General features: G+C 73.8%; 6 protein-coding genes and 3 pseudogenes. 2 read left to right on the plus strand and 7 right to left on the minus strand.

Annotated features, from left to right (window positions below; translation table 11 throughout):
• From FREUN1FDRAFT_RS43220 to FREUN1FDRAFT_RS34980, 7 genes and pseudogenes are all read right to left on the minus strand, one after another.
• Positions 1-554, minus strand: a pseudogene (locus FREUN1FDRAFT_RS43220) (hypothetical protein); the annotation flags it as partial.
• A gap of 465 nt (positions 555-1,019) precedes the next feature.
• Positions 1,020-1,979, minus strand: a complete 960-nt coding sequence (locus tag FREUN1FDRAFT_RS34955) for a Rieske (2Fe-2S) protein (RefSeq protein ID WP_006545107.1) — start codon at positions 1,977-1,979, stop codon at positions 1,020-1,022.
• 388 nt (positions 1,980-2,367) lie between these two features.
• Positions 2,368-2,631, minus strand: a complete 264-nt coding sequence (locus tag FREUN1FDRAFT_RS34960; RefSeq protein WP_006545108.1) for a hypothetical protein — start codon at positions 2,629-2,631, stop codon at positions 2,368-2,370.
• Positions 2,632-2,818: 187 nt separating this feature from the next.
• A pseudogene (locus tag FREUN1FDRAFT_RS34965) lies at positions 2,819-3,774 on the minus strand (TIGR03557 family F420-dependent LLM class oxidoreductase).
• Between the two features lie 267 nt (positions 3,775-4,041).
• On the minus strand, positions 4,042-5,085 hold the full coding sequence (locus FREUN1FDRAFT_RS34970; RefSeq protein WP_006545111.1) for a serine/threonine-protein kinase: 1,044 nt from the start codon (positions 5,083-5,085) through the stop codon (positions 4,042-4,044).
• A gap of 269 nt (positions 5,086-5,354) precedes the next feature.
• A complete protein-coding gene (locus FREUN1FDRAFT_RS42480) occupies positions 5,355-5,861 on the minus strand; it encodes an adenylate/guanylate cyclase domain-containing protein (protein ID WP_006545112.1) in 507 nt (168 codons plus the stop codon).
• A gap of 401 nt (positions 5,862-6,262) precedes the next feature.
• A complete protein-coding gene (locus FREUN1FDRAFT_RS34980; RefSeq protein WP_006545113.1) occupies positions 6,263-7,660 on the minus strand; it encodes an FAD-binding oxidoreductase in 1,398 nt (465 codons plus the stop codon).
• A gap of 238 nt (positions 7,661-7,898) precedes the next feature.
• Between FREUN1FDRAFT_RS34980 and FREUN1FDRAFT_RS34985 the strand changes: the two genes are divergently transcribed.
• Together FREUN1FDRAFT_RS34985 and FREUN1FDRAFT_RS34990 are read left to right on the plus strand one after the other, a co-directional pair.
• Positions 7,899-11,837 carry a BTAD domain-containing putative transcriptional regulator gene (locus FREUN1FDRAFT_RS34985; RefSeq protein WP_006545114.1) on the plus strand — a complete coding sequence of 1,313 codons (3,939 nt, stop codon included), beginning with the start codon at positions 7,899-7,901 and terminating at the stop codon, positions 11,835-11,837.
• Between the two features lie 628 nt (positions 11,838-12,465).
• Positions 12,466-12,891, plus strand: a pseudogene (locus tag FREUN1FDRAFT_RS34990) (branched-chain amino acid ABC transporter substrate-binding protein); the annotation flags it as partial.

The following is a 12,891-nucleotide window of genomic DNA, read 5'->3' on the forward strand; positions in this document are numbered from 1 at the left end:
GCGGCGAGGGCGGGCGCGGCGGCGGCCGGGGCGGGTGCCGTCGATTCCCGGGTGGGCGTGCTGCCCCCGTGCGGTGCGGGCCGGGTGGTCGGCGGCGTCGGCCGCGGTTCGGTGACGGGTGGAGCGATGGCTGGTGGAGGGGGCTCGGCGGTGGGCCCGGGCCGCTCGCCCCTCGGGGTGAGGTCCACAACAGTGAGATCCGGAATGGGTGCCGCTTGCGTCCCGGCGGGCCGGGACGGCCCGCCGGCCGAGGGAGTCGGGCCGGACTGCTGGCTCGCCGCGGCTTCTTCGGCGGCCGGTGACCAGGGCCCGTCCGGCGTCATCCCCGGGTCGACTCCGCTCACCAGGAGTGCGGCCACCGCGAGGGCTGCGACGGTGCTGAGCACCGTCCAGGAGCGGCCCGAGACGCGGGCGCGGGGACGGCGGCCCCGCGGCGCACGGCTCCAGGCCGCGAGAAACCCGTCGGGGCCGCCGGCGAGCCCACTGGCAGGATGTTCCCCGGTCTCGCCGGCCGCGGTGACCTCAGGCCCGTTCGCGCTGGTGGATGACCTCACGGGACCTGCAGACGGATGCTTCGGCGGATCTGTCACGGGTCTCACCTCGCCGCTGTCGACATCTCTGCTGGCCGATCGCTCCCCGTGCAGACCCATTCCTGGAACGGCGGAATTGTCCGAGGTCGGAAGCTATCGAGATGTTACGGCTCGGTCGAGTCCGTCATGGAACATTCATCCGGTCTTCGCTGTGAGGTCACCACCGGGCCGGGTGAAAGCCGTCGCTCCGCGGCTGTGCGGAAGCCGGTCGGGATCTGCGTCGACATGGCTCGGCCAGCTCAGCCCCTTGCCCGGTCGGATGGAATCCGGACGAAATTCGTCTGCCGACTGGGCCCCTGATTTCCTTCATCGATGTAATGGGTGACTTGATTTCGCTTGATGATTCCGCGCCGCGCCGAACCCGGTGCGCCGCGGCTCCGGGACGGCTCCGGGACGCGTCGGCGACTCGGACCGGGGCGAACCGAGCCGTCACACGTGCTGCCTCGGTCGCTCCGCCGCGGCCACGGCGTGGCCCTCGGCCGTGATCCGCGGTCGCGTCTCGCGCGGGCCGGCCGACGGCCCGACGGGGTTGGCGCGCAAGGCCCGGACCTCCGGCCGGCGGATCTGCACGCGCCCGGCAGTCTCGCGCACCTCGTAGACCTGCTGCGGACGGGTCGCCGGGCCGTGCACCACCTCACCGGAGGCCAGCTCGAAGCGGCTGCCGTGCCAGGGGCAGCGAACGCATCCGCCCACGCGCTCGCCCTCGTGCAGGGGGCCGCCCCGGTGGGTGCAGCGGTCGCTGATCGCGACGATCCGACCGTCGACCCTGGTCAACAGCACCGGCACCCCGTCGACCTCGATCTTTCGAGGCTCTGCGGTGACCTCGCTGGCGGCCAGCACATCCGTCCAGTCAGCCGGCCCACGCTGGAAGGCGGTGGTGTCGACACCGACGCCCTGCGCGTAGGCGAGATGGCCGCCCAGCCAGCCGCCGAGCCCGAGGGCGGCCGCTCCCGCGACGCTGGCGGCCAGCCCGCGTGAGCCGCGGCGCCGCTGGTTCCACGACACGGCGTAGCTCGCCAGCCCCACGATGTTGGAGGCGGCATGAACGAGGCCGACCCGCCGCTCGGCGCCCCTTGTGTCAAGCCAGTCCGACCACCCGGCGAGCGCTGCCGGGCCGGCTGACAGGAGGCCGAGGGCGATGAGCCGCCGTGCGGCGGGGCGGAGGGCGGCGCCGGCGGTGGTGTCCAGCAGGGTCGCGCTCAGCAGCGTGCCGGCCGGCACGAGGATCGCCGCCGGGTGCAAAGGGTGCCCGAGCCGCCGGCCGCACAGCACATCCCGCAACCGCTCCGACCGGAGCGCCGATGCCCAGAAGCCCGAAACACTGTCGGCGATCGCGTCAAGCCGCTGTTCCCGTTCAAGGCGGTCGAGCAGTCGTTCGGTCCCGTGCATATTGACCTCTCTCCGTGTGCTCGGGCGACATGACGATCCCGGCTACCACGCCTGCGGCTGCTTCGCCTAAGCCTGCGGCCGCTCCGCCGGGCGGGTGCCTTGTCGCCGTCGCTTTCCGTCACCTGGCCGCCTTCTCCGTCAGGTGGCCGCCTTCCGTGCGGTGCCCGGGGTGCTCCCTGGATCCGCCGGCGTCAGACGGCGGCGTAACTCGACGCCTACCCTCGCCCAGGTCCGGCACACGCCGCGCGGGACGGTCACGGTGCGTGCCGGCCATCTGTCGTCGGCGGTAGCCGTGCCCGCGCGGCGCTGCCAGGCCGGGCTCACCCGCGGAGCCGGCGTCGCTACCGTTTGCGCGCGAGGGCGGGCCATCGCGGCGGCTCGTCCTCGCTCACGGTCGGCGGCTGCGGCCTGTCCTGTCCGCGCTGCCGGCCTTCTCCGCGTCGTCCGCTCCTTCGTCGCCGTCCGCTCCGTCTGTGTTCGCTCCGTCCGAGGGATGCGCGAGTGACAGGACGGCCCCGACGGCCAAAGCGACGCCAGCCAGGATGAAGAGGTCGCTGCCGGCCCGGCTGGTGATGACGACGGCGCCGACCAGGATCAGTGCCACGGCGACCACCGCGAGGCCCAGGGCGATCAGGATGTTGCGTGGAGCCATGCTGGGCCTCCTGTCGAGTCCGGGCCTGGATGGGCGGGTGACTTCCTGTCCGTGTGCGTGCGCCCTATCCGTGGGTGTGCGCCCCGGGCCGTGGGTGTGCGCCCGCCTGAGCAGGCGTGTGCCCGGTGGGCTCGCGGCCTCACCACGCCCTGTCCCCGCCCGGCGGTGGGGTTCGCCCGGCCGGGCGTCAGTGGAATCGGGGTAGAACCCCGCGCTCGTAGACGTCGAAGAAACCCGCCTGATCCGGGCCGATCTGGGTGACGTAGACCTCGGTGTATCCGGCGTCCAGGTAGGTCTGGACCGCCTGGACGTGCCGCGCGATGTCGGGACCACAGACGGTGCCCGCCCCGGACATCTCCTCGGTCACCAGATCACTGGCCTGCTCGAAATGGGCGGGGTGGGCAGCTCCTGGGAAAGCTCGCCGGGCAGCTCGCTGTTCGGCCAGATTCGGTGGACGGTCCGGCGGGCCGCGCTCTCGTCGGGCGCCCAGCAGACCTTGACCGCGCCGTGCCTGGGCTTGCCGGCGCCCCCAGACGACTCGAACAGCTTCAGCAGTTCCGCGTCGGGAGTCGTGCCGCAGTACCCGTCGCCCACCCGGGCGGCCAGTTCGGTCGCCTTCGGGCCAAATCCCGAGATCAGGATCGGTGGCGGCGCCTCGGGCAGGGAGTAGAGCCGGGCCCGGTCGACCGTGTAGTGGTGGCCCCGGTAATTGACGATCTCTCCTGCCCAGAGGCGCCGGATGACCTCGACGGCCTCCTCGAGCATCTCCAGCCGGACATCGGTCGCGGGCCAGGCATCGCCGAGTATGTGCTCGTTGAGCGCCTCACCCGAACCGACTCCGAGGCGGAACCGACCGGGCATCATCGTCGCCACGGTGGCGGCGGCCTGGGCGACCACGGCCGGATGGACGCGCACCGTGGGACAGGTCACCCCCGTCGTGAGCGGCAGCTGGTCGGTGGCCTGCGCGATGGCCCCGATCACCGCCCAGACGAAGGGGGACTGCCCCTGGGCCTCGTTCCACGGGTGGAAGTGATCGGAGATCCACAAGCCGTCGAACCCGGCCTGCTCCGCTCGGCGAGCCTGCTCGACCAGATCGGTCGCGCCATGCTCCTCGCAGGACAGGGCGTATCCGACGAACGACATCTCCGGCTCCTTCGCTTCGACGATCAGGGCCTGCGGCGACTCGCCCGCGCGGCCAGGCTCCTTTGCACCGGCCACCGCCGCGGGCGGCGTCACCGCGAGGCGTCGCGGACACGGTCGACGACCGACGAGACCGGGCCCACGGTCCGGCGGACAGATGTGGGCGTGCCCCGTGGCCGGGGACCAAACCACGCCGCGGGGCGCACACCGACCGTGTGCCCTGCACCGAGATGGGCCTGCGGCGGGCGCTCGGAGCGGGTCCGGACGGGCTCAGGCGACGGCGACGCGCCAGCCCTGCGGAGTGCTGACGAGGTTGATGGCCCGGGTGACCGAGGGTGCCCCCGGCTTGCGGTCCAGCACCGTGCCGTCGGCGGCGATGACCGTGAACGGCCCCATGCTGGCGGTGAACCGCAGGACCACGACGGACGCGCTGTCGGTGACGACCTCGACGGACTGGATGGTCTGCTGCCCGCCCTGGCCATGCGCGCCGACCGCCACCATGATCTGGATCGCGTCCTGGCCCGCCACACGCGCGGCGCTGTCGTCGGTGTACACCTGGGAGAGCAGGGTGACGAGGGGGAGGAGCCGGGAGTCGAGACCGTCGAGATCCGGCGCCTCGTGGACCACGCGGTACATGACGATGGGCGCGGCCCCCGTCCCGAACGGTGACCGCCCGGTGCCGGCGAACGCGAGGACCCCGCCCCAGGCGAACACGTCGGCGGACGCACCCGTCGGCTCCCGGGCGGCCTGCTCGGGAGCCGTGAACGCGGGGGTGCCGATGGTGCCCGAGGCGTTGGTCAACAGCGACTGCGACTCGATCGACATCGCCACGCCGAAGTCGATGACCCGCGGCCCGGTCTTCGACAGCAGCACGTTGGCCGGCTTGATGTCGCGGTGCACCAGCCCGGCGCTGTGGATCGAGGTGAGTGCCGCGGCGATGGACACCGCGAGCTGGTGCAGGTCGGTGGTCGACAGCGGACCGTGCGTGGCGACGGCCTCCGCGAGGGTCGGCCCATCGAGGAACTCGGTGACGATGTAGGGCCGGCCGTCGAAGACGCCGAAGTCGAGGACCTCGGCGGTGCAGAACGGCGCGACGCTGTACGCGATCCTGGCCTCCCGCTGGAAGCGGGCCAGATACTGCTCGTCCCGGGCCAGATGATCGTGGATGACCTTGACCGCGACCCGGCGGCCGGCCGGTGAGCGCCCCAGATACACCCGGCCCATCCCGCCGCTGCCGAGAACGCTCTCGAGGGTGTGCGGACCGATGAGGCGGGGATCCGTCGGACGCAGCGGCGTCACGCCGCCGATCGCCATGCGCGCACCCCGAAGCCCTTCTCGCTGCGATGCCCACACGCCTCTTCCGGGCGTTCCGTATCCGGGCGGTCCATGCCTTCTCGGATGATTCGGCCGTCGCAGAGTTCCCGGCGCCAAGGCGGGTCGGCACCGGTGCTTCGGCGCCCGCGGCCTTTCCCTGAAAGGAATAGGGAAATCCCGCGAAGTGCCCACGTCGGTGTTTTCGGTGCCGGCGTATCCGAACGCATCCCTGCGCAGGTCAGGCCCTACGCGAGCCCGCGGCGGTGGGCTCAGGCAGCGGCCGCGTGGGCCGCGCCGGCGTCGGGCCACCCGCGACGCACGGCGACGGGTACCGGGTGATGCCGGGTGATCACGTTGTCGACGAGCCGGTAGGCCTGGACGAGGCCGACCCGGCCCTTGACCGTGGTCGGTGCCAGCCCGAGGACCTCGGCACCGGCCAGCCCGGCGGCGGTGGCGGCGGACACGACCGTCATGCCCGGCTCACGGGCCATGCTCTGCAGCCGCGCGGCGAGGTTCACGGTGTCGCCGACCAGGGTGTAGCCGAGCCGCTCGTCCCCGCCGAGCACGGCCGCGGCCACCTCACCGGTGCAGACACCGATGCCGAGACCGAACGGCTCGAGACCGCGGACGGCCCACTCGCCGTCCAGGCGCCGTTGCCGTCGGTGCATCGCCAGGGCGGCTCGGCAGGCGCGCCGCCGATGGTCCGCGCGCTGGGCCGGCACCCCGAACGCCGGCACCCCGAACGCGGCCACCACCGCGTCACCGGCGTACTGCACGACGATCCCCCCGGCCTGGCGGATCCTGCGACCATCTCCCGGCGGTGGGCGTCCAGCTGACCGGCGAGGACCACCGGATCGGACCGCTGCGCGATGCCGCTGTAGCCACGGACGTCCGACATCAGGACGGTGACCACCAGGCGCTCAGCCTGCGGCGACGGCCAGCGGGTGGTCGCGGACCGGTTGTGGGTCGCGGTCCGGTTGGCGGCGGAAAGGGGAGCGGGGGAAGGAACGGCGGCGGTGTGGGTGGTGTGGGCGGTGGCGATCGGCCTCGCGGCCGGGAGGGCCTGGATCGTGTCCATGGGTTCGGCATCCTTCGCAGGGCTCGGATTGCTGCGGGGCTGGCGATTGCTGCGGGGCTGTGGGCGTGTGTGGTCAGCGGGCTCAGGCGATCAGCGGGCTCAGGCGGTCAGCGGGACCGGGTGGCCCGCGACGAACATTCCGCCCGGGTCGACGGCGGCGCGGATCGCCCGCAGGCGCGCCCAGGCGAGGGGGTCGTAGCCGGCGGCGACGTCGGTGCGGTTCGCGGCGAGGTTGAGGTACTGCTGGCGGGCGCCGAAAGGCGCCATGGCGTCGACGACCCGGCGTGCGTCCAGCCGCGCCCGGGCGAGCAGCTCGGGGGTCGGGACGACGCCGCAGGCATACAGCACGAACGCGCCGTCCAGCGAGGCGAGCGCGCCCCCGCCGGCGGCCGGTCGGGACAGCGCCCCGCCGAGCTGGCGCAGCTCGGCGGCGACCAGCAACGAGGTGCCGGAGTCCGGGCCGGCGACGTCCAGCAGCGTGCCGACCGCGCCCGCCGGCAGCTCGTGCAGCGTGCGGCTGGCGGCGACCAGCGGTGTCGGGCCCTCCGGGTCCAGATGCAGCCGCAGCAGCGCGGACGCGGGCAGCCGGGTGAAGGTGTCGAGCTCCGGGTCCAGCTCGCGCAGCGGTGCGAGGATCCGCTCGGCCTCGGGGTTGTCGGCGAGCACCGCGCCGTCGATCATGACGAGTGCTCGGCCGCGGACCGGCTCGGGCATCTCGGGAAGCGGCGGCACCTGGACGAGGCGCAGCGACGTGCTGACGGTGTCGGGGGCCAGGCCCGCCCAGTCGAGCCAGCGGGTCAGCACCCGCTCGCTGTGCCGCCAGTCCCAGGCCAGCAGGCCCGCGTAGGCGGTGCTGATCGGGTAGAGGGCGAACTCCAGTGCGGTGACGACACCGAAGCTGCCGCCGCCGCCGCGCAGGGCCCAGAACAGGTCGGGTTCGTGTTCGGCGTCGACGCGCACCAGCGTGCCGTCGGCGGTGACGAGCTCCACCGCGGTCACGCTGTTCGCCGCCAGGCCCAGTGCCCGGCCGTACCAGCTCAGGCCGCCCCCGAGCGAGTAGCCCACCACCCCCACGTCGGGGGACGAGCCGTGCAGCGCGGCGAGGCCCTGCCCGCCGGCCGGGGGCACCACGTCGAGCCACCGCGTTCCGGCGCCGACCCGGGCCCGCCGGGCCCGGGCGTCGAGGGCGACGCCGGTGAGCCGGGACGTCCGCAGCAGCACCACGTCGTCGAGCGGGCCGAGTGCCCCGGCGCCGTGCCCGGTCGCCTGCGCGGCGACCCGCAGGCGGCTGGCCGCGGCCAGCCGGACCACCGCGGCCACCTCGGTGGCGTCGGCGGGATGCGCGATCGCTGCCGGGCGCTGTTCCACGGCCAGGTTCCAGGGCTTGCGGGCGAGGTCGAAGCCGGGGTCGCCGGCGACGAGCAGACCACGCGGATACGTCGCGTGCGTCGCGCCGCCGGACGAGGCGGATCCGGTCGTGGTCGGGTGTGTGTTCACAGCGCTTCTCCCAGGCCTGTCGTGCGATGGGACGACAGTGCCGGCAGTCGCTTGCGGGCGACTTGCGGCTGACCGGTTGCGGGCGACTTGAAGGCCGCTGATCTTGGAGTGCCGCTTGGGAACGTGGTCTCAGGCGCCCGTCACCGGTCACCGGTCGTCGGACCGGGGCACGGCTGACCTGCGTCATATGCGACGATGCGACAGCAGAGCCGGGCAGCCGGGCAGTGGGGGGAGAGCTGTGCGGATTGGTCCAGGCCGTGTCGGATCGGACGCTGGTGACCGCGGCGGCGACGCCGCCCTCCCTGTCGCCACCGAGGGGCATGGCGAGGTGGCCGAGGCGGCGGCGATCACCGTCCTGGGGGACCTCACGGCGTCCCGTGGCGGTGCCGAGCTGGATCTCGGTGGTCGCCGTCAGCGGGCGGTGCTGGGCCTGCTCGTGGTGGCCCGCGGCGACGCCATCGCCGCCGACCGGCTGATTCATCTGCTGTGGGCAGACCATCCGCCGTCGGGGCCGAGCGGGGCGCTGCAGTCGTATGTGTCCCATCTGCGCCGCGCCCTTGAACCCGAGCGGACCGCCCGGTCCCGGGCCTCGATCATCATCCGGTCGGGATCCGGGTACGCGCTGCGGGTCGCCCCCGACGCGGTCGACGCCTGGCGTTTCGAGGAGCTGGTGCGCCGGGCCGCCGCCGAGGTGGACCCGGACGCGCGGGTGGCGGTCCTCACCGCGGCGCTGGGCCTGTGGCGCGGGCCGGCGTTCGGCGAGTACCAGGACGAGCCGTGGGCGCAGCCCGAGGCGGCCAGGCTCGCCGAGCTGCGTGAGGTCGCCCGCGAACAGCTGATCGAGGCCCGGCTCGGCCGCGGTGAGACGGCTGTCGTCGTGCCCGAGATCGAGGCGCTGGTCGCCGAGCAGCCGCTGCGGGAGGAGCGCTGGCGGCTGTTCGTTCTGGCCCTCTACCGATCGCGGCGCCAGGGTGACGCGCTGTCGGCGCTGCGCCGGGCCCGGGAGGTCCTCGCGGCCGAGCTCGGGATCGACCCGGGGCCGGCACTGCGCGCCCTCGAGGCCGAGGTGCTGCGCCAGTCACCGGCCCTGGAACCACCGGTGCCGGCGTCGTCGTCGCTCGTCCCGCCTCCCTCGACCCCGGCCACAACTACAGCCCCGGCCCCGGGCCCAGCCCTCATCCCATCGCCAGCCACTGCCGCAGCTCCAGCCCCGAGCACGGCTCCAGCTCCGAGCACAGCCGCGGCCCCGGGCCCAGGCCCGGCGACAGCCCCGGCCCCGGCCCCGGCGCCGGGATGGGCACCGCTACCGGGCCGGCCGGCGGGCGCATGGTCCGCGCCGGTGCCGGCGGGCGACGACCTCGTTGATCGTGACCGGGAGGTCGCCGAGCTCGCCGCCTGCGTCGCCGACGCGGCCGAGGGGCAGGCCAGGCTGGTGGTGATCGAGGGCCCGGCCGGGATCGGCAAGAGCCGCCTGCTCGTCGAGGCCCGGCGGCCCGCCGTCGCCGGCGGGTTCCGGGTCCTCACGGCCCGGGGGAGCCAGCTGGAGCGGGAGTTCGCCTTCGGTGCGGTCCGCCAGCTGTTCGAGGCGGAGGTCGCCGCGGCCACGCCCGACCATGAGGTGCTGGCCGGCCCGGCCGCGCAGGCCGCCACGGTTTTCGACCTCGGCCAGACCGGTGACATGCCGAATCTGTGGGGCGGGCGGGGCGGGCACGACACGTGGGGCGGGCGCGACGCGGGACGCCCGGGTGACGCGCCGGCCGTCCCGCGCGGCGACGGCTCGCTCGCCGTGCTGCACGGGCTGTACTGGCTGACGATGCGGCTCGCCGCCCAGGCGCCGATCATGCTGGCCGTCGACGACCTGCAGTGGTGCGACAGCGCGTCACTGCGGTTCCTGGCCTACCTCGTCCGCCGCACCGAGGGCATGCCGGTGCTGATCGTCGCCACGGTGCGGACCGGTGAGCGCGGCGAGGACGAGGGCCTGCTCGCCGAGGTGACGCACGATCCCGCCACGGTGTGGATTCGTCCCGCGCCGCTGGGTAGGAACGCGGTCGCAGACCTGGTCCGGGCCCGCCTCGGCACCGACGCCCAGGACGGTTTCGTGGCCGCCTGCCACGACGCCACCGCCGGAAATCCGCTCTACCTGCGGCAGCTGCTGCGCGCGCTGCTGGTGGAGGGGGTCCGCCCGGACAGCGCGCAGGCCGGCACCGTCACGACGATCGGTTCGCGGGCGGTCTCCAGCCTGGTGCTGATGCGGCTGGCGAGGATGCCGCGGGAGAGCATCACGGTCGCCCGCTGGATCGCGGTGCTGGGCGGCGGCGCGGTGCTGCCGACCGTCGCCGCCCTGGCCGGCCTGTCGGACGCGGCCACGGCGGCCGCCGTCGGCGCGCTGGCCCGGGCCGAGGTGCTGCGCGACGACTATCCGCTCGGGTTCGTGCATCCGCTGGTGGCCGACGCGGTCTACCGGGACCTGCCGCCCGGGGAGCGCCAGCTTCACCACGACAGCGCGGCCCGGGTGCTGTACCAGTCCGGGGCCGCCCCGGAGCAGATCGCCGCGCACCTGCTGCAGGTCCCGCACCGCGGTGATCCCTGGGTGGTCGACGTGCTGCGCCGGGCGGCGGCACGGGCCAGCGAGCGCGGTGCTCCCGACGCCGCCGCGTCCTATCTCGCCCGCGCCCTGCGCGAGCAGCCCGAACCGCACCTGCGTGCGCAGGTGCTGCCGGAGCTTGCCCACGCGGCCGTCCTGGGTGACGGGGTCGCCGCCGTCACCCACCTGTCGCAGGCGTACGCGGAGCTGGAGGCCGGGCCGCTGCGGGCGGAGATGGCACAGATGCTGACCCGGGCGCTGACGTTCGCGGGCACCCCCGGCGAGGCGACGCGGTTCGGCTACGAGGTCGCCGACGAGCTGCCGGCCGAGCTGGACGACGAGCGGCAGGGGCTGCTCGGCCTGGCCCGGATCGGCGGCTACATGCACGACGTCGAACCGGACGTCTGGCGTCGGCAGCCGGAACCCACGGTGGCCGGCGGCGGCCCCGGCGCGAGGATGCTGGCGTCCGCGCTGTCCTGGGAGCTGGCGATCGACGGGACGGACCGGGCCCGCGCGATCGAGCTGGCGCGGTTCGCGGTCGACGGCGGGGTGCTGACCCGCGCCGACGTCGGCCTGCTGTGCGTGGTGGCCGGTGTGACGCTGCACCTGGCGGACGAGGACACCGACGCGGTGTGGGCGGACAGCCTGGCGTACGCGCATCAGAACGGCTCCGTGTTCGGCGCGCTGGGCGCGAACCTGTGGCGCGCCTACTCCACCTGGGGGCACGGCGACCTGCGTGAGGCCTACCAGCTGTTCCAGATCGCCAGTGACCAGTCGGCGTCCTGGGGGCTCGCCTTCGGCGCGGGGTACGCGAACGGCTACGCGGTCGGGGTGCTGATCGACATGGGTGACCTGGCCGCGGCCCAGTCGCTCGCAGACCAGGTGCGGGACACCCCACGGCCGGCCGATGCCGACCGTGTCTTCGCCGAGATGCACGCCGGTCTCCACATCGCCCACGGGCGTTTCGAGGAGGCACTGATCGCCCTGGACGACAGCCGGGCGCTCATGGTGAGCGCGCGCAACCCGGGCTGGCGGCCGTGGCGCTCGCTGCGCGCCCAGGCGCTGTCCGGTCTCGGCCGGCCCGCCGCGGCCGTCGAGCTGCTCGGGGAGGAGCTGGCGGCGGCCCGGGCCTGGGGCGCGCCGAGCGTGGTCGGACGCACCCTGCGCCTGCTCGGCGAGCTTCGGCTCGTCGCGGGCGACGCCGACGGTGGGGCGGATGACCTGCGGGAGGCCGCCACACTGCTGGCTCCCACCCGGTCCAGGCTGGAGTACGCACGTGCCCTGTACGCGATGGCCGGGGTGAGCTCGGCGGCGGAGGCGACGGTGCTGCTCGGGCAGGCAGCCGACCTGGCCTGGCGGTGCGGTGCCACCGGCCTGCACGAGCGGATCCGGGACCGGCTCGCCATGGCCGGTGCACCGCTTGCCCGCCGCCCGACGGCGGAGCTGACCCGGACGGAACGGGACATCGTCACCCGGCAGGCGGCCGGTGCCGACGAGCGTGAGATCGCCGAGGCGCTGTTCGTCACGCCGCAGACGATCCACCGCATCCTGGCGTCCGCCCGGGAGCGGCGGGCGGCGCACATCGGGGGCTGACGGGCCGCGGGCGCGGGCGGCCGGCGGCGTGCGGGGCACCAGCCCGAGCCGGTCGCCCGCGGGGACGTCCAGGTGTGCCCGTAGCCGACCGCGGGGCACCGGCCGATGTTGACGTCGAGTTTGACAATGTGCGCCGCGGCCGGTCTGATGGACGCATGCGGCGGCGGAGCTGGGACCCGGGCTCCGTGGCTGGTTGCTTCGGCCCGTGTGACCAACCGATCGGCCGGTCGGCTGCTCGGCCGGCCAGCCCTGGGTCGAGTGCTGTGCGTGGTCGGTCAGATTATTCCTCCGGCCACGGAGTCATGGTGTCGAAAAAGGTGTCGAGATGGCACTCGAACAGCGGCGAATCTGCGTTGACGAAGCGTTGTCAAGTGATCCTCGGTACGTCGGGGAGAACCGGCGGTGCGGGTTTGGAGAACATGTTGACGATGACTGCTCTTAGTACGGACCAGGTGGCCGGCCCGCGGGCCGGTTCACGGGCCGGTACACGGGGCCGCCGCCGGCTGGCGCAATGTGTTCGGTTGGTCGCGGAGGGGGCCGTCTCAATCCTGACCCGCGGTTGGGTCATCAGCTCACCGTCCGCTCTGCCGTTATCAGGTTGAGCACATCTACGAAGGAAGAACTACCGATGAACCTTCGCCCCGGACGCCTGCGCGCCGTGGCCGTGCTGCTTGTGGTGCTCGGCCTGGTGGCAGCGGCGTGCTCCAACTCCTCGGGTGAGGCGGACAGCTCTCCCAGCACGGGCGGGAACAGCGCCAGCGCGCCTGGTGTGTCCAGCACGGAGATCAAGTTCTCCGTGCTGGGAACGAAGACGAACAATCCACTGGGTAACTGTCTGCACGAGTGCTTCCTCGAGGGCATCAAGGCCTACTTCGCGTACCGCAACAGCGAGGGCGGGGTGAACGGCCGCCAGCTCGTCGTGAGCAAGGAGGTCGACGACCAGCTCGGGCAGAACCAGCAGAAGGCCGTCGAGATCATCTCGGCCAACGACACCTTCGCCACCTTCAGCGCCACCCAGCTCGCGACCGGCTGGGGCGAGTTCGCCGAGGCGGGC

Origin of the sequence: Parafrankia sp. EUN1f (assembly GCF_000177675.1) — a bacterium.
GTDB lineage: Bacteria > Actinomycetota > Actinomycetes > Frankiales > Frankiaceae > Parafrankia.